Annotated in this window: 22 protein-coding genes and 1 riboswitch; of the genes, 13 read left to right on the forward strand and 9 right to left on the reverse strand. The window is 72.3% G+C overall.

What is annotated here, in order from left to right:
• The first annotated feature begins 195 nt into the window (after positions 1–195).
• From ACGFZW_RS08350 to ACGFZW_RS08370, 5 genes are all read left to right on the forward strand, one after another.
• Positions 196–969 carry a lysophospholipid acyltransferase family protein gene (locus ACGFZW_RS08350; RefSeq protein ID WP_393892246.1) on the forward strand — a complete coding sequence of 258 codons (774 nt, stop codon included), beginning with the start codon at positions 196–198 and terminating at the stop codon, positions 967–969.
• A 30-nt stretch (positions 970–999) separates the two neighbouring features.
• Positions 1,000–2,307 carry a MacS family sensor histidine kinase gene (macS, locus tag ACGFZW_RS08355; protein WP_393892247.1) on the forward strand — a complete coding sequence of 436 codons (1,308 nt, stop codon included), beginning with the start codon at positions 1,000–1,002 and terminating at the stop codon, positions 2,305–2,307.
• Positions 2,308–2,330: 23 nt separating this feature from the next.
• Positions 2,331–2,975: a response regulator gene (locus tag ACGFZW_RS08360; RefSeq protein ID WP_393892376.1), complete on the forward strand. Its 645-nt coding sequence runs from the start codon at positions 2,331–2,333 to the stop codon at positions 2,973–2,975.
• Positions 2,976–3,175: 200 nt separating this feature from the next.
• A complete protein-coding gene (locus tag ACGFZW_RS08365) occupies positions 3,176–4,204 on the forward strand; it encodes a 6-phosphofructokinase (protein WP_393892248.1) in 1,029 nt (342 codons plus the stop codon).
• 102 nt (positions 4,205–4,306) lie between these two features.
• A complete protein-coding gene (locus ACGFZW_RS08370) occupies positions 4,307–5,323 on the forward strand; it encodes a 2-hydroxyacid dehydrogenase (RefSeq protein WP_393892249.1) in 1,017 nt (338 codons plus the stop codon).
• On the opposite strand, the gene ACGFZW_RS08375 is transcribed toward ACGFZW_RS08370, so the two are convergent.
• Together ACGFZW_RS08375 and ACGFZW_RS08380 are read right to left on the reverse strand one after the other, a co-directional pair.
• Positions 5,289–7,238: an anthranilate synthase family protein gene (locus ACGFZW_RS08375; protein ID WP_393892250.1), complete on the reverse strand. Its 1,950-nt coding sequence runs from the start codon at positions 7,236–7,238 to the stop codon at positions 5,289–5,291. The genes ACGFZW_RS08370 and ACGFZW_RS08375 overlap by 35 nt on opposite strands.
• Positions 7,239–7,475: 237 nt before the next feature.
• Positions 7,476–8,324, reverse strand: coding sequence for an alpha/beta fold hydrolase (locus ACGFZW_RS08380; RefSeq protein WP_393892251.1), 849 nt, complete (start codon positions 8,322–8,324; stop codon positions 7,476–7,478).
• Between the two features lie 172 nt (positions 8,325–8,496).
• On the opposite strand from ACGFZW_RS08380, the gene ACGFZW_RS08385 reads away from it, so the two are divergent.
• The 3 genes from ACGFZW_RS08385 to ACGFZW_RS08395 all read left to right on the forward strand — a co-directional run bounded on the left by ACGFZW_RS08385 (position 8,497) and on the right by ACGFZW_RS08395 (position 11,926).
• Positions 8,497–9,921: a PLP-dependent aminotransferase family protein gene (locus ACGFZW_RS08385; protein ID WP_393892252.1), complete on the forward strand. Its 1,425-nt coding sequence runs from the start codon at positions 8,497–8,499 to the stop codon at positions 9,919–9,921.
• A 228-nt stretch (positions 9,922–10,149) separates the two neighbouring features.
• Positions 10,150–11,499: a class II 3-deoxy-7-phosphoheptulonate synthase gene (locus ACGFZW_RS08390; RefSeq protein ID WP_393892253.1), complete on the forward strand. Its 1,350-nt coding sequence runs from the start codon at positions 10,150–10,152 to the stop codon at positions 11,497–11,499.
• 100 nt (positions 11,500–11,599) lie between these two features.
• A complete protein-coding gene (locus ACGFZW_RS08395) occupies positions 11,600–11,926 on the forward strand; it encodes a bacterioferritin-associated ferredoxin (protein ID WP_393892254.1) in 327 nt (108 codons plus the stop codon).
• A 49-nt stretch (positions 11,927–11,975) separates the two neighbouring features.
• Here ACGFZW_RS08395 and bfr read toward each other — a convergent pair whose 3' ends face one another.
• Positions 11,976–12,452 (reverse strand): bacterioferritin, encoded by a 477-nt coding sequence (gene bfr, locus ACGFZW_RS08400; protein WP_393892255.1) that lies wholly within the window; start codon positions 12,450–12,452, stop codon positions 11,976–11,978.
• Between the two features lie 148 nt (positions 12,453–12,600).
• Between bfr and ACGFZW_RS08405 the strand changes: the two genes are divergently transcribed.
• Entirely contained in the window at positions 12,601–13,233 is a 633-nt protein-coding gene (locus ACGFZW_RS08405; protein WP_393892256.1) for a sulfite oxidase-like oxidoreductase, read from the forward strand.
• Between the two features lie 38 nt (positions 13,234–13,271).
• On the opposite strand, the gene ACGFZW_RS08410 is transcribed toward ACGFZW_RS08405, so the two are convergent.
• The 6 genes from ACGFZW_RS08410 to thiO all read right to left on the reverse strand — a co-directional run bounded on the left by ACGFZW_RS08410 (position 13,272) and on the right by thiO (position 19,221).
• A complete protein-coding gene (locus tag ACGFZW_RS08410) occupies positions 13,272–13,808 on the reverse strand; it encodes a DUF4396 domain-containing protein (protein WP_393892257.1) in 537 nt (178 codons plus the stop codon).
• Between the two features lie 69 nt (positions 13,809–13,877).
• Positions 13,878–14,780, reverse strand: a complete 903-nt coding sequence (locus ACGFZW_RS08415; protein WP_393892258.1) for a deoxyribonuclease IV — start codon at positions 14,778–14,780, stop codon at positions 13,878–13,880.
• A gap of 81 nt (positions 14,781–14,861) precedes the next feature.
• Complete coding sequence (gene pknB / locus ACGFZW_RS08420; RefSeq protein ID WP_393892259.1) at positions 14,862–16,832, reverse strand: Stk1 family PASTA domain-containing Ser/Thr kinase; 1,971 nt, start codon at positions 16,830–16,832, stop codon at positions 14,862–14,864.
• 146 nt (positions 16,833–16,978) lie between these two features.
• A complete protein-coding gene (locus ACGFZW_RS08425) occupies positions 16,979–17,773 on the reverse strand; it encodes a thiazole synthase (protein WP_393892260.1) in 795 nt (264 codons plus the stop codon).
• Positions 17,774–17,782: 9 nt separating this feature from the next.
• Positions 17,783–17,998, reverse strand: a complete 216-nt coding sequence (gene thiS / locus ACGFZW_RS08430; RefSeq protein WP_393892261.1) for a sulfur carrier protein ThiS — start codon at positions 17,996–17,998, stop codon at positions 17,783–17,785.
• A complete protein-coding gene (gene thiO, locus ACGFZW_RS08435) occupies positions 17,995–19,221 on the reverse strand; it encodes a glycine oxidase ThiO (RefSeq protein ID WP_393892262.1) in 1,227 nt (408 codons plus the stop codon). Before thiO ends, thiS begins: the two co-directional genes overlap by 4 nt.
• A riboswitch (TPP riboswitch) is annotated at positions 19,219–19,331 on the reverse strand. (Overlaps the previous gene by 3 nt.)
• Positions 19,332–19,487: 156 nt before the next feature.
• Here thiO and ACGFZW_RS08440 point away from each other — a divergent pair.
• The 4 genes from ACGFZW_RS08440 (at position 19,488) to metF (ending at position 23,097) form a co-directional block, all read left to right on the forward strand.
• Complete coding sequence (locus ACGFZW_RS08440) at positions 19,488–20,729, forward strand: NAD(P)/FAD-dependent oxidoreductase (RefSeq protein ID WP_393892263.1); 1,242 nt, start codon at positions 19,488–19,490, stop codon at positions 20,727–20,729.
• A 145-nt stretch (positions 20,730–20,874) separates the two neighbouring features.
• Entirely contained in the window at positions 20,875–21,240 is a 366-nt protein-coding gene (locus tag ACGFZW_RS08445; RefSeq protein WP_393892264.1) for an Rv2175c family DNA-binding protein, read from the forward strand.
• A 116-nt stretch (positions 21,241–21,356) separates the two neighbouring features.
• A complete protein-coding gene (gene thiE / locus ACGFZW_RS08450) occupies positions 21,357–22,007 on the forward strand; it encodes a thiamine phosphate synthase (RefSeq protein WP_393892265.1) in 651 nt (216 codons plus the stop codon).
• Positions 22,008–22,179: 172 nt separating this feature from the next.
• Positions 22,180–23,097: a methylenetetrahydrofolate reductase [NAD(P)H] gene (gene metF / locus ACGFZW_RS08455; RefSeq protein WP_393892266.1), complete on the forward strand. Its 918-nt coding sequence runs from the start codon at positions 22,180–22,182 to the stop codon at positions 23,095–23,097.
• The last annotated feature ends 11 nt before the right edge of the window (positions 23,098–23,108 follow it).

A 23,108-nucleotide genomic window follows, 5' to 3' on the forward strand; every position in this document is an offset into this window, starting at 1 on the left:
CTGGCGAGTTACCTCAGGGTACGCGGAGTGACGGCGGGCGGATAGGTCCGGCGGAGCCGGCTCGCGGCCCCCGGGTGACCGGCGACCCGTGACCGTCACGCAGCCCGTCGCAGCCCCGTCGCGACGAGGGCGGCACCGGGGCAGGTTAAGGTCTTTGCGTCACACACAGGAGGCAGTCGGTTGATCTACGGCGCAATGAAGTTTTCCATCGGCGGGTCGCTGAAGCTTGCCTTCCGCCCCTGGGTGGAAGGCATCGAGAACATCCCCGCCGAGGGTCCGGCGATCCTCGCGAGCAACCATCTGTCCTTCTCGGACTCCTTCTTCCTGCCCGCGGTGCTCGACCGCAAGGTGACCTTCATCGCGAAGGCCGAGTACTTCACCTCCCCGGGGGTCAAGGGCAAGCTGACGGCGGCCTTCTTCAAGGGCGTGGGCCAGCTGCCGGTCGACCGCTCGGGCGCCCGTGGCGCGGGCGAGGCGGCGATCAAGAGCGGCATAGAGGTGCTGGAGCGCGGTGAGCTGTTCGGCATCTACCCGGAGGGCACCCGCTCCCCGGACGGCAGGCTCTACCGCGGCAAGCCGGGCGGCCTGGCGCGGGTCGCGCTGGCCACCGGCGCCCCGGTCATCCCCGTCGCGATGATCGACACCGAGAAGGTGCAGCCTCCGGGCAAGGTCGTGCCGAAGATGATCAGGCCGGGCATCCGTATCGGCAAGCCGCTGGACTTCACCCGCTATCAGGGCATGGAGGGCGACCGCTTCATCCTGCGGTCGGTCACCGACGAGGTCATGTACGAGATCATGAAGCTCTCGGGCCAGGAGTACGTCGACGTCTACGCGACGGCCGCCAAGCGGCAGATCGCCGACCGGGCGAAGGCGGAGCAGGCCCGCAAGAAGGCCGAGGCGGAGCAGGCCGCGAAGGACGACGGCGCGGCCGGCAAGGGCAGCAGGGGCAAGGCCGAGGCCGGGGCGTAACGCGAGCCCGGCGAGGGGTGGGGGGCCGGCATGACGGATACGGACATACGGACGGTGGGCGGCGACGCGGCCCGGGGAGCGGGCAAGCGCCCGGCGGCGCTGCGGATGTCCGTCGAGCTCCCGCTGTGGCGCGCGCTCACCGGTTACCGGATCCTCACCCTCGTCTACACCCTGGGCCTGGTCGGCCTCTCCTACCGGAAGTACGAGCACCCGCTGGGCGCCGCCGCCTACATGGGCGCGCTCACGGTCTGGATGCTGCTGACCTGGCGCCGTACGACCTCGGCCGAGCGCTGCACCCGCAGGTTCCTGGTCGCCGACCTCGGCTTCGCGGTCGGCGGCATTCTCCTCACGCCGCTGGTCGACACGCACGCCCGCATCATGGACGGCGCCCCCACGCTGCCCTCCATCTGGACGGCGGGCGCCGTCCTGGGCTTCGCGATCAAGGGCGGCTGGCGGTGGGCCGCTGTGGCCTCCAGCGCGGTCGCCGTCGCCAACCTTCTCGAGCGCCAGGAGCTGGCCCGCGACACCGTCCACAACGTCGTCCTGGTGTGGGTGGCCAGTGTCGCGATCGGTTACGTCGTCGAGGTGGCACGCGCCAGTGAGCGCACCCTCGCCCGTGCCCTGCAGATCGAGGCCGCCACCCGGGAACGGGAGCGGCTTGCCCGCGACATCCACGACAGCGTGCTGCAGGTCCTGGCGATGGTGCAGCGACGGGGCGCCGAGATCGGCGGCGAGGCGGGCGAGCTGGGCCGGATGGCGGGCGAGCAGGAGGTGGCACTGCGCACCCTGGTCTCCAGCGGCCTGGTGCCACCGCAGCGCGAGCCCGTGCCGGCCGGGACGGCGGAGGCCGCGCAGGCGGCCGGAGCGGTGCCCCCGGCCCCCTGCGCGGTGTCACCGGAGACGCCCGGCGAGCCCTGTGACGTCCGGGCGCTGCTCGCGCCGTACGCGAACGCCGGTGTCACCTTCTCCGAGCCGGGCGCCCCGGTCGTGCTGCCGGCGGCCGCGGCGGCGGAGCTGACGGCCGCTGTCGGTGCCGCGTTGGACAATGTGCGGGTGCACGTGGGGGCCGGCGCCCGCGCGTGGATCCTGGTGGAGGACGAACCGGACGCGGTGATCGTGACGGTGCGCGACGACGGCCCCGGCATCCCCGAGGGCCGGCTCGCGGATGCGGAGCGCGAGGGCCGGCTGGGGGTTGCCCTGTCGATCCGCGGGCGGCTGCGGGAGCTGGGCGGCAGCGCCGACTGGATCTCGGTCCCCGGTCAGGGCACGGAAGTGGAGTTGAAGGTCCCCAAGGGCGTGGCGCCCGGGGACGGCGGACGGGGGAAGGTGAACGCGTGAGTGAGCAGGCGGCCCTGAAGGTGATGGTGGTCGACGACCACCCGATGTGGCGCGACGCGGTCGCGCGGGACCTGGCGGAGGCCGGGTTCGATGTGGTGGCGACGGCGGGTGACGGCCTCCAGGCCGTACGCAGGGCGCAGGCCGTGGCGCCCGATGTGCTGGTCCTCGACCTCAATCTGCCGGGCCTGCCCGGCGCCCAGGTGTGCAAGGAACTCGTCGGCGCCGATCCGACGCTGCGGGTGCTGGTGCTCTCCGCGAGCGGCGAGCACGCCGATGTCCTGGAGGCGGTCAAGTCGGGTGCGACCGGCTATCTGCTGAAGTCGGCCAGTACGCAGGAGCTGTTGGACGCGGTGCGCCGTACCGCCGTGGGCGACCCGGTGTTCACCCCTGGTCTGGCAGGGCTGGTGCTCGGTGAGTACCGCAGGCTGGCGACGGAGCCCGAGCCGGCGACGGCGGACGAGCCGGGCGCGCCGCAGCTGACGGAGCGGGAGACCGAGGTGCTGCGGCTGGTGGCCAAGGGCCTTTCGTACAAGCAGATCGCCGAGCGGCTGGTCATCTCGCACCGCACGGTCCAGAACCATGTCCAGAACACGCTCGGCAAGCTGCAGTTGCACAATCGCGTGGAGCTGGTGCGCTACGCCATCGAGCGCGGCCTCGACGACGCGTAGCCGGCCGCCGCCGGCAGCGCCGGGCGCCGTGCGCGCCGGGTGATCCGCTCGTACGGGTGAACGCCTTGCCTCAACTCCCCGGTGAATCAACGAAATCGGCGTGCGCCTTGTCCCGGAGTGCCCCAAATCACCATTAACGTGACGGGGTCGGCTTATGCATGGCCGTACGCGGCCACTGACGGGATGTAGGTGAAGCAGCGATGCGGGTCGGAGTGCTGACCGGCGGTGGCGACTGCCCCGGTCTGAACGCGGTGATCAGGGGCGTCGTCCGCAAGGGCACCCAGGAGTACGGATATGATTTCGTCGGCTTCCGGGACGGCTGGCGCGGCCCGCTGGAGGGCGACACGGTGCCGCTGGACATCCCGGCGGTGCGCGGCATCCTGCCTCGCGGGGGCACGATCCTCGGCTCGTCGCGCACCAACCCCTTCAAGGAGCGGGACGGCGTCCAGCGGATCAAGGAGACGCTGGCCAAGCAGGAGGTCGACGCGCTGATCACCATCGGCGGCGAGGACACCCTGGGCGTCGCCACCCGGCTCTCCGGCGAATACGGCGTGCCCTGCGTCGGCGTCCCCAAGACCATCGACAACGACCTCTCGGCCACCGACTACACCTTCGGCTTCGACACCGCCGTCGGCGTCGCCACCGAGGCCATCGACCGGCTGCACACCACCGCCGAATCGCATATGCGGGTGCTGGTCGTCGAGGTGATGGGCCGGCACGCCGGCTGGATCGCCCTGCACTCCGGCCTGGCGGGCGGCGCGAACGCCATCCTCATCCCCGAGCAGCGCTTCGACATCGACCAGGTCTGCGCATGGATCGAGTCCCGCTTCAAGGTCCGCTACGCCCCGATCGTGGTGGTCGCCGAGGGCGCGATGCCCAAGGACGGGCAGATGGTGCTGAAGGACGGGAGCACCGACTCCTTCGGCCATGTCCGGCTGTCGGGTGTGGGGGAGTGGCTGGCCAAGGAGATCGAGTCGCGCACCGGCAAGGAGGCCCGTACGACCGTCCTCGGGCACACCCAGCGGGGCGGCACCCCCAGCGCCTTCGACCGCTGGCTGGCCACCCGCTTCGGGCTGCACGCCATCGAGGCGGTGCACGACGGCGACTTCGGCACGATGGTCGCGCTGCGCGGCACGGACATCGTGCGGGTGCCGATCGCGGAGGCGACGGCGAAGCTGAAGACCGTCGATCCCGCGCTCTACTCCGAGGCCGGGGTCTTCTTCGGCTGAGCGGCGAAAGCCTCACGCAGCTCCCGCTGCTCCGGCGCCGCGAGAGGGCACCGTCGGGCGAGCGGCCTTGTATGCGCAGTGAACGGACCGGCGGGAGCAGTCGTGGAGATCTTGGCATTCGGCGTGCAGGCGGACGAGCGGCCCCTGTTGGATGCGGCCTTCGCCGGCCGTCACCAGGTGCGCAGCCTGGACGTCTTCCTCAACCGCGACACGGCCCCCATCGCGCAGCACTACGAGGTCGTCAGCACCAGCGTGAACGCCGATCTGAGCGCGGAGGTGCTGCAGTCCCTCGCGGCCGGCGGCACGAAGATGATCGCCCAGCGCGCCACCGGCTTCAACAACATCGATCTCCAGGCGGCGGCCGACCTCGGTTTGAGTGTCGGCCGGGTCGCCTCCTACTCGCCGTTCGCGGTGGCCGAGTTCGCCTGGGCCCTCGCTCTGGCCGTGAACCGGCACCTCGTACGGGCCGCCCACCGCACCCGCAATTTCGACTTCCGGCTGGACGGCCTGATGGGCCGCGACCTGCGCGGCCGTACGGCGGGCGTGCTCGGCACCGGCAGGATCGGCGAGGCGTTCACCCGGATCGCCCATGGCTTCGGCATGCGCCTGCTGGGCTGGGACGCCAGCGAGAACCCGCGTTGTGTGGAGCTCGGCATGCAGTACGTCGGCCTGGAGCGGCTGTTCGCCGAGGCCGACCTGGTCACCCTGCACGTCCCGCTGGTGGCGGCCACCCGCCACCTGGTCGACGCCGCCGCGCTGGCCGCGATGAAGGACGACGCGATCCTCATCAACTCCAGCCGCGGCGGACTGGTCGACGCCGCCGCGCTCGTCGAGACGCTCAAGGCCGGCCGGCTGACCGGAGTCGGCCTGGACGTCTACGAGGAGGAGGCCGGGCTCTTCTTCTTCGACAAGTCCCTGGAAGTCGTCAGCGACGACACCCTCGCCCGCCTGATGACCTTCTCGAATGTGCTGATCACCTCCCACCAGGCGTACTTCACCGAAGAGGCGGTCGGCCGGATCATCGACACCACCGTGCGCAATGTCGAGGATCACCTGGCCGGCCGCACCAACGACAACATGCTGGTCACACGAGGACAGCTGCCAGCAGCTGCGCGGTGACCGAGGCGCCGTCCAGCGTCAGCACCGACTCCGGGTGGAACTGCACGCCCGCGAAGCCGGGGCCGCGCAGCGCGTGCACCTCTCCGGTCTCCGCGTCCCGGCTCAACTCCACGCGGTGCATTGCCAGTTCGGCCGCCGTGGTGTCGTCGCACCGGGCCGTGAAGGTGTTGTAGAAGCCGACGGTCTCCGGGCGTCCGAAGAAGTCGATGCGCTCCTGCGCACCCTGGAACGGCACCTCCTTGCGGACGATCTCCAGCCCCAGCTCGGCGGCGAGCAGTTCGTGCCCGAGGCAGACACCGAGCAGCCCGTGCCGGTGTCCCGCGACCAGCTCCGCGGTCAGCGACCGCAGAAAGCGCATCTTGGGGTCGGCGGCGTCGGACGGGTTGCCGGGGCCGGGGCCGAGGACGACCGGTCCCTGGTGCGCACGGACGGCCTCGCGCAGTCCCGGCTCGTCGTAGCGGCGGACGGTGACGGTCAGGCCGGAGGTGCGCAGCAGGTGCGCCAGCATCGCGGTGAAGGTGTCCTCGGCGTCGATGACCAGGGCGTGGCCGTGCAGCGCGGCGATCGGCGCGGTGGTCTGCATCCGCAGCCAGAACGGGGCCAGATCCGCGCGGCGAGAGTCCAGCGCTGCCCGTACCCGCGGGTCGTCCGCCAGCCGCGCGGGCCGCTCCGCGGAGCCGGCCCGCTCCGGAGCCTGCCGCGCCCCGAGGGCGGTGAGCACGCCCGCCGCCTTGGCGTGCGTCTCGGCGACCTCGCTGTGCGGGTCGGACGCCCTGACCAGGGTGGAGCCGACGGGGACGCGCAGCCGCCCGTCCGCCGCGATGTCGGCGGTACGGATCAGGATCGGCGAGTCCAGGGTCTGCGCGCCGCCCGCGTCGCGGCCGATCAGGGCCAGCGCGCCGGCGTAGTAGCCGCGGCCCCGCCCGTCGGTGCCCGCCGGCTCGTGCCGCTCGATGACCCGGCAGGCGTTCTGCACCGGCGAACCGGTGACCGTCGCCGCGAACATCGTCTCCTTGAGGACCTCGCGGACGTCGAGGGTGGACCGGCCGCGCAGCTCGTACTCGGTGTGCGCGAGGTGCGCCATCTCCTTGAGCCGGGGCCCGATCACCACACCGCCCTTGTCGCCTACGGTGCACATCATCTTCAGCTCTTCGTCCACCACCATGGACAGTTCCTCGACTTCCTTGCGGTCGCCGAGGAAGGCCAGCAGGCTCTCGGGGGTGGGGCCCCCGGCCGGGTAGCGGTAGGTCCCGCTGATGGGGTTCATCACGACCGTGCCGCCCGTCATCCGCACATGCACCTCGGGGCTGGCCCCGACCAGGGTGCGCAGGCCGGGGCGGTGCACCACATAGGTCCAGTACGCGCCGCGCTCACCGGCCAGCAGCCGGCGGAACAGCGCCAGCGCGTCGGCCGCGGAGAAGTCCGCGATCTCGCCCTCGAACGTCCTGCGGATGACGAAGTTGGCGCCTTCGCCGCTGCCGATCTCGTCCCGGACCACCCGCTCGACGATCTGCGCGTACGCCGCGTCGTCCACGTCGAAGGCCCCGTCCGTCACCTGCACCTCGTGTGCGGGGAGTGCCGCCAGCACGTCGTCCAGGGGAAGTTCGCAGGATTCGCGGGGGCGCAGCACGGCGAGCGGGGTGCCGTCGTCGTGGGCGTGGAAGCCGCGCTCGCGGATCTGCCGGAAGGGGATCAGCGCGAGCGCGTCGGTGACCGGTGCCTGCGGAGTCCCGTCGACCAGGGGGATGTCGGCCAGCCGCTCGACCTCCTCGACCTCACCGATCAGCACCTCGACGCGGTCGGCCGCCTCCCGGCCGGGGGAGCGGCGGCGCAACAGGGCGAACGGCGGGCAGGCGGGGTCGAGCAGCCGCTGGACGAGCGCGGCGGCATCGGGGGCAAGGGGCTCGCGGTGCATGGCGGGGTGGTTCCTTCCGGGAGGAGGACCGGCCCGTCATACGACGAAAGGCCGCCCCTCGGGCGGCCTTTCGCGGAGTCTGTGGTGTGCGCGCGAATCAGTGGGCCGCCGGATGAGCGGTCCACCACCAGTTCATGGTCGTCGTCGATTGCGCGTGCATGGACGGCACCCTACCGGATGGCGCGACGGGCCGCGGGCGGCGTCCGTGGCGGGGCCCGCTGCCCGGCGAGCGGCGGGTCACGGCCGTGGCAGGAGGCGCGCCAGGAAGGTGCGCAGCGCTTCGTCGAAGCGGGCGCTCTGCTCCAGGTTCGGCAGGTGCGCGGCGCCCTCGATGACGGTGAGCGTCGCGTCGGGGAGCGTACGGTGCAAGAACTCCGCGTCCGCGACCGGCGTGTAGGTGTCGTCCCGCCCGACGACCACCAGCGCCGGGACCGCGAGGCGGCTCAGCGTCGCGGTGTAGTCGGGGCGTTCGGCCCGCCCGCGGAGGGCCGCCGCGGCGCCCTCGGGCGGTGCGCCGAGCATCATGCGGCGGACGTGCGCGGCGACCTCGGGCCGGCCGGTGACGGTGTACGGCGCGATCATCCTGTCCAGGGCCTCGGCCGTGTAGCCCGCCATGCCCTCGCGCAGCAGCCGGTCGGCGGCGGCGTTGCGCGCAGTCCTGCCGGCGGAGGTCTCCGCCTGCGCGAAGGTGTCGGCGAGCACCAGCCCGCGCAGCCGGCCGGGGAAGAGCCGGGCGAACTCCATGGCGATCTGGCCGCCCATCGACAGTCCGCCGAGCACGATGCGCTCGTCCGCGAGCCCCAGGCCGTCCAGCAGCGCGGCGGTGTCGCGGGCGAAGGTCTCCAGGGGGGTGAGGCCGGGGACGACCGTCGAGGCGCCGTAGCCCCGCAGATCCGGTGCGATCACGCGTACCCCGGAGGGCGCGCCCGGGTCCCCGAAGGCGGCGAGCTGCGGCGTCCACATCGTCCGGTCGAAGGGGTGCCCGTGGAGGAGGACGAGGGGGACGCCGCTGCCCCGGTCGTCGTAGCCGATGCTGATCCCGTTGACGTCCGCCGCGTCGGGCGCTCCCGGCTTGCTCGATGACACGCTTCGCACAACTCGCCCCTCACCCTTGCCCGTTGGGGCTCGACCCTTGACGGCTCGATGTTATGAGGTGCACACTCTCGGTGCAATAGAAGCATTGCACTCGGTGCAATGACGTGGACTTCGGCGGCTACGGGGACGCATCCGGAACCGGAGCATGAGGGAAGGGGCAGGCATGGCCGCGGAGGAATACCAGCGCATCGCCGACGCCGTCGCCGCGGAGATCGCCGACGGGCGGCTGCGCCCCGGTGACCGCCTCCCCACCCAGCGGGCCTTCGCCCGCAGCCGCCGGATCGCGGACTCCACCGCCACCCGTGTCTACCGTGAGCTGGCCCGCCGCGGCCTGACCGTGGGCGAGGTCGGCCGCGGCACCTACGTCCGCGCGGCCCAGCACGCACCGGGCCCCGCGCTGGCCGAACCACCCGCCCCGGGCGCCCTGCACGTCAACCTCGAACTCAACTACCCCGTCGTCCCCGAACAGGCCGCCCTGCTCGCGACCGGACTCACGCCCCTGCTGCGCCCGGACACCCTCGAAGCCGCCCTGCGCCCGACGGGCCCGGCGGGCACCGACGCCGCCCGCGACGCCGCGGCCGTGCTGCTCGCCGGGACGGGCCTGCGGACCGAACCGGACCTCGTCCGCTTCGCCGGCAACGGCCGCCAGGCGATGGCCGGAGCGCTCGCCTGCCTGGTGCCGCCCGGTGAGCGCCTCGGCGTCGAGTCCCTGACCTACCCGATGGTCAAGGGGATCGCCGCCCGGCTCGGCATCACCCTCGTCCCGCTCGCCACCGACGAACAGGGGCTGCGCCCGGACGCCGTACGCGCCGCCCACCGCGCGGCCCCGCTGCGTGCGCTCTACCTCCAGCCCACCCTCCACAACCCGTTGGGCGTGACGATGCCCGCCGAGCGCCGCGGGGAACTCGCCGCGCTCCTCGAAGAGCTGGATTTGTGGGCGGTGGAGGATGCCATCTGGGGCTTCCTGAAGCAGGAGGACGGGCCCGGGGCGGGCCCCGAGGGCAGCCCCGGAGCCCGCCCCGGCGCCGCCGGTCCGCCGCTCGCCACCCTCGCACCCGACCGCACCTTCCTCGTCGACAGCCTGTCCAAGCGGCTGGCCCCCGGCCTGACCATCGGTCTGGCCGTCGCGCCGCCCGCGTACACCGACCGTCTCGCCGCCGCCCTGCGCTCCGGCGGCTGGACCGCCACCGGCTTCGCGCTGGAGGCGAGCACCCGCTGGATGACCGACGGCAGCCTGGAGCGGATCGTCGCCGCCAAACGCCGTGACGCCGCAGCCCGCCAGGCCCTGGTCCGGGAGCAGCTGGCGGGCTTCTCCGTCCACGCCGACCCGGGCTCGTACTTCGCCTGGTGGGAGCTGCCCGCACCGTGGCGCGCCGAGATGTTCCTGGCGGCCGCCGCCCGCCGGGGGATCGCCGTCACCCCGGCCGCCGCGTTCGCCGTCGCCGCGGAGGGCGCCCAGGGGACAGGCCCCGCCCCGAACGCCGTGCGGCTCGCGCTGGCGAGCCCACCGCCCGCCCTGCTCTCCCAGGCCCTGGCCACGCTCGCCGCCCTCGCCCACGGCTCCCCGGACGACTCCCTGCCGGAGTGACGGGCGCCCCCTCCGCGGCGGCCCGGAACAGCCGGGACCCACGCGACGGGCCGGCCGGGACGGCGGCCGGCGTGACGGAAGCAAACGGTGCGGCCGGAGGGCCGGGCGGCCCCGGCGCCTCGTCCCGGCCGTGCCGATCACCGCTGGTCGGAGCGGAGTGGAGTGGAGTCCGTCTCAAACTCCGGGCGACTGGCGGACGCCCCCCTGCGACCCCGTAATGTGGGGAACGTGACCGTGAACGCTGAAACCCACGCCGGTGGCAACACCTGGCAAGACCTGCCCGCGGCGCAGCAGCCTGACTGGCCGGACCAAGAGGCTCTGCGCGATGTGATCGCGGAGCTCGAGTCCTATCCGCCGCTCGTCTTCGCGGGCGAGTGCGACCAGCTGCGCGAGCGCCTGGGAGCGGTCGCCCGTGGTGAGGCGTTCCTGCTTCAGGGCGGCGACTGCGCGGAGGCCTTCGACGCCGTATCCGCCGAGCACATCCGAAACAAGCTCAAGACGCTGCTGCAGATGGGCGCCGTGCTGACCTACGCCGGGTCCGTCCCGGTGGTCAAGGTCGGCCGGATCGCCGGTCAGTACAGCAAGCCGCGCTCCAAGCCGACCGAGACCCGCGACGGCGTGACCCTGCCGACCTACCGCGGCGACTCCGTCAACGGCTTCGAATTCACCGAGGCGGCCCGGATCCCGGACCCGCAGCGGCTGAAGCGGATGTACCACGCCTCCGCGGCGACGCTGAACCTGGTGCGTGCCTTCACCACCGGTGGCTACGCCGACCTGCGCCAGGTGCACGCCTGGAACCAGGACTTCGTGAAGTCCTCGCCCTCCGGACAGCGCTACGAGGCGCTCGCCCGCGAGATCGACCGCGCGATGAACTTCATGAACGCCTGCGGGGTGGACCCCGAGGAGTTCCGTACCGTCGAGTTCTACGCCTCCCACGAGGCGCTGATCCTGGACTACGAGTCGGCGCTGACCCGCACCGACTCGCGCACCGGCGACCTCTACGACGTCTCCGGTCACATGGTCTGGATCGGTGAGCGCACCCGTCAGCTGGACGGCGCGCACCTCGAATTCGCCTCGCGCATCCGCAACCCCATCGGCGTGAAGCTGGGCCCGACCACCACGCCCGAGGACGCCCTCACGCTCATCGAGCGCGTCGACCGCGACCGTGAGCCGGGTCGGCTGACCTTCATCACCCGCATGGGTGCGGACAAGGTCCGCGACAAGCTCCCCGAGCTGGTCGAGAAGGTCACCGCCTCCGGTGCCCAGGTGGCCTGGATCTGCGACCCGATGCACGGCAACACCTTCGAGGCGGCCTCGGGTCACAAGACCCGTCGCTTCGACGACGTGCTGGACGAGGTCAAGGGCTTCTTCGAGGTCCACAAGAGCCTCGGCACGCACCCGGGCGGCATCCATGTCGAGCTCACCGGCGACGACGTCACGGAGTGCGTGGGCGGCGGCGACGAGATCTTCGTCGACGATCTGCACCAGCGCTACGAGACGGCCTGCGACCCGCGGCTCAACCGCAGCCAGTCGCTGGACCTTGCGTTCCTGGTGGCGGAGATGTACCGCGATCAGTGAGGCCATCCGTCGCTGACCTGCGGCGACGGCGACCGACAGCACATCGATGGGGCGCGGATCCTGTGATCCGCGCCCCATCGCGTTGTGCAGATACGCTGCTATGGGTAAGGTAAGGGTAACCTCACTCAAGATCAGCCAGATCGACGAGCCGTCCTCCCAGGAGGTGACCCGCGTGTACGTCTGCTCCTGCTTCGGCATCACCGAGCAGCAGGTCCGTGATCACGCGGGCACGGGCGCCTGTACGCCCCGCCAGATAGCGTCCGCCTGCAAGGCCGGCACCGACTGCGGCGGCTGTGTGCGCCGTATCCAGGCTCTGCTCGGCCGGGGCGCCTGCCCCCGGCGCGAACTCATCGACAACGGCGCGCCCGAGCCGCTGGTCGCGGAGGTGGCCGAAGCGGAGCCCGCGGCGCTCCCGGAGGCCGCCTAGCACCTGCCGGGCACGCGATGACCGGCCGCCGGGTGCGCATGGCCCGGTCTCAGCTCGGCTGCTCGATCAGCTGGGCGATGTAGAGCGCCTCCCCGAGCTTCTCGACCAGCTCCAGCTGGGTGTCGAGATAGTCGATGTGGTGCTCCTCGTCCGCGAGGATGTCCTCGAAAATGTTCGCCGAGGTGATGTCGCCCTTGGCGCGCATGAGCTCGATACCGCGCCGGAGCCGGTCGATCGCCTCCACCTCGACCTGCCGGTCGGCCTGGAACATCTCGGTGACCGTCTGGCCGATCCGCACATGGAACAGCCGCTGGTAGTTCGGCAGGCCGTCGAGGAAGAGAATGCGGTCGGTGAGAAGTTCCGCGTGCTTCATCTCGTCGAACGATTCGCTGCGCGTGTACTTCGCGAGCTTCGTCCAGCCGAAATTCTCCTGCATCTTCGCGTGCAGGAAGTACTGGTTGATCGCGGTCAGCTCGGCGGTCAGCTGCTCGTTGAGAAATTCGAGGACCTCGGGGTCGCCCTGCATGGCAGCGGGCTCCTTCCGCACGGGAATCTGGGCAGGTGCCGCGCATCCTTGCACCGCGTGAAGCGGCCCGTCCAGTAAGTGCACGCTTAGTATGAGTTGCCCGAATCCCCGCCGCCCTGGTCATCGGCACCCCGTCCGGTCTGACAACATGGAGGGCATGGGTCAGCCGGAACGCCGCGAAGAGGAGCATTCTCAGCTGCCTCCGGGGCAGCGACTGCAGCGGGGCTGGCCGGTGACGCATTACGGGCCGGTCCCCAAGTTCCGCCCCGAGCGCTGGGAGTTCCGTGCGTTCGGCGCCACCGCGGACGGCGGTAAGCACTGCTGGTCGCACGAGGAATTCGCCGCGCTGCCGTACGCAACCGTCGTCTCGGATATGCACTGCGTGACCAAATTCAGCATGCTGGGTGCCGAATGGGGCGGGGTGCGGACGCAGACCATCCTGGAACTCGCGCCACCGGCGCCCGATGTCACGCATGTGATGGTCTGGGCGGAGTACGGCTTCAGTTCGAATGTGCGGCTGGAGGATTTCGCCGCGGAGAACTGCATCTTCGCCACCCACCGATCCGGTGAACTCCTCACCGCCGAGCACGGTTTCCCGGTGCGGCTGATCATTCCCCACCTGTACGCCTGGAAGGGCCCCAAGTGGGTCCGCGGCATCGAGTACATGACGGCGGACCGCCGTGGCTTCTGGGAGGAGCGCGGCTACCACAACCTCGGCGACCCTTGGCAGGAACAGCGGTACTCCTACCAGGAGGAGCCGGGCGACGGCCCCGAGCTGTGAGTGCGGCCGGTCCGGTGTGCGGGACGGCCCGGACCGTGTCAGCCGTGCCGGCTGTGCACCACCGCGTGCCCCTTGCCGCGGCTGATCATCCAGCGGTTGACGGGCGTGGTCACGACGAACGCCACCATGAGTGAGAGCGCCAGCGCCCCCCAGAACAGCCAGCGCGACAGACCGGCGTCCATCGCGCCCGGAATCAGGGCGATCACGCTGTTGTCGACGAGTTCCATCACCGCGATCGACAGGGTGTCCGCGGCCAGCGCGATCTTGACGGCGGCCTTGAGGTTCAGGCCGGTCCGCAGCACGCCGCGCAGGGTGAGCGCGTAGCCGAAGAAGAAGGCCAGCACGATCGCGAGGATCAGCGTCGGGATGTTGTGCCAGCCCAGGGCGGTGCCGATCACCATGCCGAGTACCTCGCCGATGGCGCAGCCGGTGAGGCAGTGCAGGGTGGCCCGGGCGGCCATGCCCCAGCCGGCCGGTGCGTGAGCGTCCGGTCCGGCGGGGGCATGGGCCGCGTGCTGTTGGTGTCCGGTGGGATCCGCGTGTTCGCGGTGTGCCTCGTGCCCGTGCAGCTTCATCGAAACCCCCAGGGGGAGGGTGCGGCTACTTCCCGACCATCACCAATCTATACCCCCCTAGGGTATGTATCAAGAAGCCGGGGACCAGCCCTCGCGCAGCTCCTTGAGGCGGGAGACGTCCGCCGCGTGCCCTTCCTTGCCGCCCGGAGTCTCGATCACCAGCGGAACGCCGGCGGTCGCGGGATGGGCGAACAGCTCGCCGAACGGCTCGGCGCCGATATGGCCCGCGCCGATGTTCGCGTGGCGGTCCTTGTGGGCACCCACCACGTCCTTGGAGTCGTTGGCGTGGATCAGCCGCAGCCGGCCCTCGCCGGCCACCTCGACCAGCTCGTCCAGAAGCAGCTTCGTGCCGCCCGGCGCCGCCAGGTCGTGGCCCGCCGCGAAGGCGTGGCAGGTGTCCAGGCAGATCCCGAGCTTGGGGTGCCGGTCCAGCGCGTCGAAGTACGGGCCGAGATCCTCGGCGAGCGCGCACAGCGACGCCCCCTGGCCGGCCGTCGACTCCAGCAGCAGCCACGGGTCGTCGTCGTGCGTCAGCTCGTCGAGCAGCGGCCGCATCCGCTCCCTGACCTGCGCCAGCGCCACGGCCCGCGCCCGTCCTCCGGTCGCCGAGCCGGTGTGCACGACCACGCCCAGCGCGCCGATCTCCCGTCCGCGCCGCAGGGAGTGGCGCAGCGACTCCACGGATTTGTCGACCGTCGCCTCGGTGTGCGAGCCGAAGTTGATCAGATACGGGGCGTGGACGTAGGCCGGGACGCCGTCCCGTGCGCAGGCCGCCCGGAACGCCTCGTCCTGCTCGGGGTTGCCGGGCGGGGTCGCCCAGCCGCGCGGGTTGGCCACGAAGACCTGCACGGTCTCGCCGCCGATCTCGCGGGCGTAGGGGAGACCGACCTTGGCCAGGCCGCCGGCCACCGGGACATGGCCCCCGACCGGGTTACGTCGACGGGAGTGCTGCGGGGAAGGGGAAGTGGTCACCTTCCCAGGGTGCCAGGTCGGCCGCGGGCGCCCGCCGTCGGTCCGGGCCCCGGACCGACGGCGGGCGCGCGGAGATCGCCGCTACAGCGCTCCCTTGAGCTTGATGGTGATCGTGTCGCCCTTGGGCGCCTGCTCCCCGCCCTCGACCGACTGGGAGTCGACCGTGTCCTGCGGGAAGAGGAACGGCTTCTTCACCTCGACCTGGAACCCGAGGGCCGCGAGCTCCCGCCTGGCGTCCTCGACGTCCTTGCCGGTGACATCCGGCACGGTGACCATCTCGGGCCCCTTGGAGACCGTGAGGGTGACCGTCTCGCCCTCGCCCAGGCTTTCGCCCTCGGCCGTCGACTGCCGGGCGATGGTGCCCTTGTCCTCCTCGGAGTTGACCGGCGCCGCGAACTTCACCCGGAGCCCGGCCTCGCGCAGCGTCTCCTGCGCGTCGGCCCGGTCGTCGCCGACCACATCGGGCATTTCCACCTCGGCGCCCCGGCTGATCGTGAGTGCCACGGCCGTATCGGGCCGACGCTTGCTGTCCGCGGCCGGGTCCGTACGGATCACCGAGCCCCTGGCGACCTCTTCGTCGAACGCCCGCCTCTCGGTGCCCGGTGTCAGACCGAGGTCGCGCAGCCGGCGCTTGGCGTCGGCGGCCGGTGTGCCCGACAGGTCCGGGATCGAGACGATCTCGGGGCCGCGGGAGATCGTGAGGGTGACCGTGCCGTTGCCCCGGATCCGCTTGCCGTTGGCCGGGTCCGTCGCCATGACATGGCCGCGCTGGACGTTCGAGCTGTAACCGCGCGCCACCTTCACGCCGAGCCCCTCGCCGCGCAGCGTCTTCTCGGCCTTGGCCTGCGTCATGTCCAGCACCGCGGGGACGGTCGTGAACTGGCCGGAATTGATGTACCAGACGCCGGTGCCCACCCCGAGGAGCAGCAGTACGGCCGCGAGGACGGTGGCGAGCTTGCGCCGCTGCAGCAGACCTGCGCGCGGCGCGGGCGCTGACGCCCGGCGCAGCCGTGTGGTGCGGTCCGTGGGCGGCGCGGTGTCCGCAGGCATCTCCAGCCGGCTGGTGCGGTTAAGCTCCGCCTCCCCGGCGGCGCCGGGCAGCGGCAGCTGCACGCCGCCGGGCCGCGGCAGGACGTCCGTACGCTCGGCGCCCGCGCCGTCCGCGGCCTGCGCCGTCGCCTGCGGCGGCACCGCGTCCAGCTGCTCGTCGGTCAGCTCGGCACGGGCCGCGCGCGTGCGGGACAGCATCGCCACCGCGTCCTGCGGGCGCTGCTGCGGATCGCGGGCGGTGGCCAGCGCGACCAGCTCGTCGAGCTGTCCGGCCAGGCCGGGGACGGACTGCGACGGCGGCTGTACGTCCTCGTGCAGGTGCTGGTAGAGGACCTGCGCCGCGGAACCGCCCGTATGCGGCTTGGCGCCGGTCAGCATCTCGTAGAGCACCACGCCGCAGGCATAGACGTCGACCCGGGCATCGGCCGTGCCGCTGTCGATCTGCTCGGGGGCGAGGTAGGAGACGGTTCCCAGGATCGCGCCGGTGGAGGTGGTGTGGGTGTCGACGGTGCGGACCAGGCCGAAGTCGGCGACCTTGACCCGGCCGTCGTCGCCGATGAGGACGTTCTCCGGTTTCATGTCGCGGTGCACCAGGCCGGCGCGGTGCGCGGCGCCCAGGGCCGCGAGGATCGGCTCCAGGATGTCCAGCGCGGCCCGCGGCTGCAGGGCGCCCCGCTCGCGCAGGACGTCGCGCAGGGTGCAGCCGGCGACGTACTCCATCGCCAGATAGACGTAGGTGCCGTCCGCGCCCTGGTCGAAGACGCCCACCACGTTGGGGTGGGACAGGCGCGCGACCGACTTGGCCTCGCGGATGAAGCGCTCGACGAACGCCTGGTCCGTCGCGAGGGTCGGGTGCATGACCTTCAGCGCCAGCACGCGGTCGAGCCGGGTGTCCACGGCCCGGTAGACGGTGGCCATACCGCCGGCGGCGATGCGCGCCTGGACGCGGTAGCGGCCGTCGAGCAGCTGGCCCACGAGCGGGTCCTGAAGGGTGGTATCCACGGCAGACGAGTCTACGAGGAAGCACCGACACGTCGACCGCCGCGGCGGTCACCCGGGGCGTACTGCAGCCGAACGGTGACAGGGCCGCTGTTGCCGGACGGCCTCGCCCGCCGCTCCCGGGCCGGGACCGGCGGGCGGTCCGCCCGTCAGAACGCCGGCCGCTCCGGGTCGAGCTCCGCCACGCCATCGACGGGCGAGGACGCCTGCGCGAAGTGCCGGCGCGGGATCCGGCCCGCGCGGTGCGCCAGACGGCCGGCCTCGACCGCGTGCCGCATGGCGTCCGCCATCAGCTCGGGCTCCTGGGCCCGGGTCACCGCGGACGCCAGCATCACCGCCGCGCAGCCCAGCTCCATGGCGAGCGCGGCGTCGGAGGCGGTGCCGGCGCCGGCGTCCAGCACGACGGGGACGCCGGCCCGCTCGGTGATCAGCTGGAAGTTGTGCGGATTGCGGATGCCCAGGCCGGAGCCGATGGGGGAGCCGAGCGGCATGATCGCGGCGCAGCCCACCTCCTCCAGCTTGCGGGCCAGCACGGGGTCGTCGTTGGTGTACGGCAGCACCGTGAACCCGTCGTCCACCAGCGTCTCCGCGGCGTCCAGCAGCTCGATCGGGTCGGGCAGCAGGGTGCGCTCGTCGGCGACGACCTCCAGCTTGACCCAGTCCGTGCCGAGCGCCTCCCGGGCGAGCCGGGCGGTGAGGACCGCCTCGCCGGCGGTGAAGCAGCCGGCGGTGTTCGGCAGCACCTGGATGCCGTGCCGTTCCAGCACCGACAGCACCGAGCCCTGCACGGTCGGGTCCAGGCGCCGCATGGCGACCGTCGTCAGCTCCGTACCGGAGGCGAGCAGTGCGCGCTCCAGGACATCGAGGCTGGGCGCGCCACCGGTCCCCATGATCAGACGGGACCGGAAGGTGGTCCCGGCGATGGTGAGAAGATCATCGGCCATCGGTGCGGATCAGCCTCCCTGGACCGCGGTGAGCACCTCGACGCGGTCGCCGTCGCCGAGGGGGGTGAGGGGCCAGCGGGTGCGCGGCACCACGGTCTCGTTGACCGCGGCGGCGACTCCCGTGGGCGCCTTGGACAGGGTCGCGACGAGCCGGTCCAGGGTGAGGCCGGCGGGCACGTCGCGGGACTCGCCGTTGACGGACAGGGTTACGGTCGGGGCGCTCATACGGGCTGCTCCTGTGGGGCGCGGGCGCTTTCCGGCCGCGAGGCGGCGGTGGCGGAAAAGCGCGCGGGGGAGAAGGGGCGGGCCTCTTCCGGGAGGCTCCCGGTGGCCAGCACCTCGGCCATCGCGTCGCCGGTGACTGGGGTCAGCAGCACCCCGTTGCGGAAGTGGCCGGTGGCCAGGTGGAGGCCGGGCAGCGCGGTCGGGCCCAGCATCGGCGCGTTGTCCGGCGAGGTGGGACGCAGTCCCGCGCAGGTCTCGACGAGCGGCAGTTCGGTGATGCCGGGGACCAGCTCGTGCGCGTCCCGCAGCAGCTCGTAGACCCCGCCGGCGGTGACGGTGGTGTCCCAGCCCAGCTCCTCGCTGGTGGCGCCGACGACCAGCTCCCCGTCCTCCCGGGGCACCAGATAGAGGGGGCCGCCGCGGACGACCGCCCGTACGGTGCGCGACAGCAGGGGCGAGCCCCCGCGCGGCGGCTCCGGCATGCGCAGCCGCAGCACCTGCCCCTTGACCGGGCGCACCGGCGGCAGCACCTCCGCGGGGACACCGTCCAGCCGCCCGCTGTGGCTGCCCCCGGCCAGCACGACCTGGCCGGCCGACAGCCGGGTGCCGTCGGCGAGCTCGGCGCCGGTCGCCCGGTCGCCCTGGACCGTCAGGCGCTCCGCCCAGCTGCGGTGGAAGATCACCCCGGCGCGTTCGCAGGCGATCAGCAGGGCGCTCGCCAGCCGGCGCGGATCCACCTGGTGGTCGCCGTCCACCCGCAGCCCGCCGCGTACGCCGGGCGCGAGCATCGGCTCCAGACGGCGGCACTCGCGCCCCGTCAGCCACTGCGAATCCAGCCCCGACCGGGTCTGCAGGGCGTGCAGCTCGCGGAGGTGGGCGCGGTCGTCGGCGTCCAGCGCGACGGCGAGGGTGCCGCACCTGCGGTAGCCGATCCGCTGTCCGCTGAACTCCTCCAGCTCGGCCGCGAAGCGCGGATAGCGCTCCGCGGAGGCGACGTTGAGCCCGAGCAGGGTCTGCTCGCCGTAATGCAGCTCGGTGACGGCGGCGAGCATGCCCGCGGCGACGCGGGCGGCCCCGCCGCCGGGCGCGGGATCGGCCACGGCGGCGCGCAGCCCGCGGCCGGCCGCCCGCCAGGCGGTGACCAGCCCGATGATGCCGCCCCCGATGACGAGGACATCGGGGTGCGTGGCCGCAGGATCCGATGGTGTGGCAGGTGGATGCATGGGCGTCCAGCCCCTCCCTTCGCCGGCATGACCCGGATCAGGTTCGTACGGTCGGAGGCCGGCCAGCCTCCCTCTCAGCCCGGTGCGTCCGGGCTCCCGCGAGTGCGTGTACCCGTCACCCTAATACGCGGCCGCGACACGTCGTAAGGGAGAGCCTCCGGGCCTTCGGCGGGCCGGCCTTCCGGCGTGCGCACCGGTGACGCTGTGTCAGAGATCTCCTTGCGCGCTGCTGCGAACGGCGCGACCCGCCGTCCTAGAGTGATCGGGTGAGCGAGCAGAGCAAGTCCTCCCAGGCCCCTGACCGCACGCCGCGCGTGGTGATCGTCGGCGCGGGAATCGCGGGTGTGCAGACCGCGGTCGCGCTGCGCGAACAGGGCTGGCGCGGCGCGATCACGCTGCTCGGCGACGAGCCCCACCAGCCCTACGACCGGCCCCCGCTGTCCAAGGCGGTGCTGCTCGGCAAGGCCGACGGCTCCACCTTCGACGTCGACTTCCCCGCGCTCGGCATCGATCTGCAGCTCAGCCGGCCGGTCACCGGCCTGGCGCCGGACGCCCATGTCGTCGAGACGGCCGACGGGCCCGTCCCGTACGACTACGCCGTGATCGCCACCGGCGCCGATCCGATCCACCTGCCGGGCGGTGAGTCGCAGCCGGGCGTCCATCTGCTGCGCACCCTCGACGACGCGGAGCGGCTGCGGCCGGTGCTGGCCGCCAGGAAGCGCATCGTCGTCGTCGGGGCCGGCTGGATCGGCGCCGAGTTCGCCACCGCCGCTCGCGAGTCCGGCTGCCCGGTCACCGTCGTCGAGGCATCCGACCGCCCGCTGGCCGGTGCGCTGCCCGCCGAGGTCGCCGGCCACATGACCAGCTGGTACACCGAGGCGGGGGCAGAGCTGCGCACCGGCGTACCGGTCGATTCCGTGCGGCCGGGCGCGGTCGAGCTGGCGGACGGCACGACGCTGCCCGCCGACGCGGTGGTGGTCGGCATCGGCGCGCGGCCGGCGACCGGCTGGCTGGGCGGTTCGGGCATCGAGCTGGCCCCGCAGGACGGATCGGTGGTGGCCGACAAGTGGCTGCACACCTCCGCCCCCGACGTGTTCGCGGTCGGCGACTGCGCCTCCTTCCCGTCCGCCCGCTACGGCCGCCGGCTGCTGATCCACCACTGGGACAACGCCCTCCAGGGGCCGCGGACGGTCGCCGAGAACATCGCCCGCGGTGACGCGCCCGGCCTCGTCTACGACCCGGTCCCGTACTTCTGGTCCGAGCAGTTCGGCCGGTTCGTGCAGTACGCGGGCCACCACCCGGCGGCCGACACGCTGATCTGGCGCGGCGATCCGGCGGGCGCCGCCTGGACGGTGCTGTGGCTGCGCGAGGGCGCCCTGGTGGCGCTGCTGGCCGTGGGGCGCCCCCGGGACCTCGCCCAGGGGCGCAAGCTCATCGAGCGCGGCACGAGGCTGGACCCCGACCGGGCGGCCCTCGCGTCCGTACCGCTGAAATCGGCTGCCCGGTAGCGGGCGGGCCGCAGCGCTCGCCGGGCGCCGCGCCGCCGGACGACGGGCCGAGACGGCCTGCGCGGCTCACCCACCGGTGTGCCCCCGGGTCCCTTACGGCGATGCCCGGCTACCGGCTGTCAGTGCGAGGTGGCACGCTTGTCCTGTGACCGAGATTGACGCAAACATCGATGGACTCGTCCCCGCCTGGCTCACCCTCCCCGACATCGCCGAAGAGTTCGGCGTCGAGGTGACGCGCGTCCGGCAGCTGGTCAAGGAGGGCCAGCTGATCGCGGTGCGCCGCGGCGAGAACAGGGCACTGCACGTGCCGGCCGATTTCATCAAGGACGGCAAGATCGTCAAGGGCCTGGTCGGGACCCTGACCCTCCTGCGCGACGACGGCTTCGCCGACGAGGAGATGCTCGAGTGGCTCTTCACGCCCGACGAGAGCCTGCCCGGCACCCCCGCGCAGGCGCTGCGCGAGAATCGCGGCACGGAGGTGAAGCGCCGCGCTCAGGCGCTCGCCGTCTGACGCACCCGCGCGAGGACGCGCACATCAGCACACACCAGCATCCGTAACCGCATCTGAGGGGCGTACGGGCCGGACCGTCCGGCCCGTACGCCACCGACCTGGGGGGACACCGCCCGATGGACACCGCACGACAGGCCCTGGCCGACGCCCGGCTGTATCTGTGCACGGACGCCCGCAAGCGGCAGGGCGACCTCCCGCAGTTCCTGGACGCGGTGCTCTCCTCCGGCGTGGACATCGTCCAGCTGCGCGACAAGGGCATGGAGGCGGCCGAGGAGCTCGACCACCTCGAAGTCCTCGCGGACGCCTGCCGGCGGCACGGCAAGCTGCTGGCGGTCAACGACCGCGCGGACGTCGCGCACGCCGCCGGCGCCGAGGTGCTGCATCTGGGACAGGGCGACCTCCCGGTGCCCGCGGCCCGCGCCATCCTCGGCACGGGCGTGCTCATCGGCCGCTCCACCCACGCCGAGGCCGAGGTGGACGCCGCGATCGCCGAGCCGGGCGTGGACTACTTCTGCACGGGGCCGTGCTGGCCGACGCCCACCAAGCCCGGCCGCCACGCCCCCGGCCTCGACCTGGTCCGCCACACCGCCTCCCGCGCCCCCGAGCGCCCCTGGTTCGCGATCGGCGGGATCGACGCCGACAACCTGGACGAGGTCCTGGAGGCCGGCGCGCGGCGGATCGTGGTGGTCCGCGCGCTCACCGAGGCGGACGACCCCGCCGCGGCGGCCGCGGCGCTGGCGAAGCGGGTACGCGCCCTGGACGTCTGACCCGCGGGCACACCGGAGCGCGGCCCCCTCGCCTGCCCTGCTCCCGGTTGCGCGGCTTTTTTCGGACGCCCGCATGGCCGGGAGATGTCCAACCAGTGGACATGAAACCGGCTTACCAGGCATAACGCCGGTGCCGGTTGGAGTGTGACCGGCCGGTGGTTAACCTGCCCGTATGGCCCTAGGTACAGCTTCCACCAGGACTGATCGCGCACGGACGGTGCGCGAGCTGCTGGCTTCAGGCAAGCAGTCGTATTCGTTCGAGTTCGCCGCCCCGAAGACCGAGAAGGGCGAGCGGACCCTGTGGAACGCCATTCGCCGGATCGAGGCCGTCTCCCCGACCTTCGTCTCCGTGACGTACGGCGCCGGTGGCACCTCCCGTGACGGCACGGTGCGCGCCACCGAGCGCATCGCCACGGACACCACCCTCACCCCGGTCGCCCACCTGACCGCGGTCAACCACTCCACGGCCGATCTGCGCAACATCATCGGGCAGTACGCCGACGCGGGCATCCGCAACATGCTCGCGCTGCGCGGGGACCCGCCGGGCGACCCGATGGGCGAGTGGGTTCGGCACCCCGACGGTATCGGCTACGCCGCCGACCTCGTCCAGCTGATCAAGGAGTCCGGCGACTTCTGCGTCGGCGTGGCCGCCTTCCCCGAGATGCACCCGCGCTCGACGGACTGGGATTCGGACGTCGCCCACTTCGTCGACAAGTGCCGGGCCGGGGCGGACTTCGCCATCACGCAGATGTTCTTCTACCCGGAGGACTACTTCCGGCTACGGGACCGCGTCACGGCGGCCGGTTGCTCGACGCCGATCATTCCCGAGATCATGCCGGTCACGAACGTGCGCCAGATCGAGCGTTTCGCGCAGCTCAGCAACGCGGCCTTCCCGCCGGAGCTGGCCGAACGCATCCTTGCCGTCAAGGATGACCCGGCCGCTGTACGCTCCATTGGCATCGAGTACGCAACGGAGTTGTGTGCGCGCTTGATGGCCGAGGACGTTCCCGGGTTGCACTTCATTACCCTGAACCACTCCACGGCGACCCTGGAAATCTACGAGAATCTGGGGCTGCACCAGCAGTCCTGATGACGGTGGCC

The organism is Streptomyces sp. NPDC048248 (genome assembly GCF_043201875.1).
Classification (GTDB): Bacteria; Actinomycetota; Actinomycetes; order Streptomycetales; family Streptomycetaceae; genus Streptomyces.

Bases quoted from the DNA above. Each gene is read 5' to 3' on its own strand.
- ACGFZW_RS08350 (WP_393892246.1), top strand. From the start codon at position 196: ATGAAGTTTTCCATCGGCGGGTCGCTGAAGCTTGCCTTCCGCCCCTGG.
- macS (WP_393892247.1), top strand. From the start codon at position 1,000: ATGACGGATACGGACATACGGACGGTGGGCGGCGACGCGGCCCGGGGA.
- ACGFZW_RS08360 (WP_393892376.1), top strand. From the start codon at position 2,331: ATGGTGGTCGACGACCACCCGATGTGGCGCGACGCGGTCGCGCGGGAC.
- ACGFZW_RS08365 (WP_393892248.1), top strand. From the start codon at position 3,176: ATGCGGGTCGGAGTGCTGACCGGCGGTGGCGACTGCCCCGGTCTGAAC.
- ACGFZW_RS08375 (WP_393892250.1), bottom strand. From the start codon at position 7,238: ATGCACCGCGAGCCCCTTGCCCCCGATGCCGCCGCGCTCGTCCAGCGG.
- ACGFZW_RS08385 (WP_393892252.1), top strand. From the start codon at position 8,497: ATGGCCGCGGAGGAATACCAGCGCATCGCCGACGCCGTCGCCGCGGAG.
- ACGFZW_RS08395 (WP_393892254.1), top strand. From the start codon at position 11,600: ATGGGTAAGGTAAGGGTAACCTCACTCAAGATCAGCCAGATCGACGAG.
- bfr (WP_393892255.1), bottom strand. From the start codon at position 12,452: ATGCAGGGCGACCCCGAGGTCCTCGAATTTCTCAACGAGCAGCTGACC.
- ACGFZW_RS08405 (WP_393892256.1), top strand. From the start codon at position 12,601: ATGGAGGGCATGGGTCAGCCGGAACGCCGCGAAGAGGAGCATTCTCAG.
- ACGFZW_RS08410 (WP_393892257.1), bottom strand. From the start codon at position 13,808: ATGAAGCTGCACGGGCACGAGGCACACCGCGAACACGCGGATCCCACC.
- ACGFZW_RS08425 (WP_393892260.1), bottom strand. From the start codon at position 17,773: ATGGCCGATGATCTTCTCACCATCGCCGGGACCACCTTCCGGTCCCGT.
- thiS (WP_393892261.1), bottom strand. From the start codon at position 17,998: ATGAGCGCCCCGACCGTAACCCTGTCCGTCAACGGCGAGTCCCGCGAC.
- thiO (WP_393892262.1), bottom strand. From the start codon at position 19,221: ATGCATCCACCTGCCACACCATCGGATCCTGCGGCCACGCACCCCGAT.
- thiE (WP_393892265.1), top strand. From the start codon at position 21,357: ATGGACACCGCACGACAGGCCCTGGCCGACGCCCGGCTGTATCTGTGC.
- metF (WP_393892266.1), top strand. From the start codon at position 22,180: ATGGCCCTAGGTACAGCTTCCACCAGGACTGATCGCGCACGGACGGTG.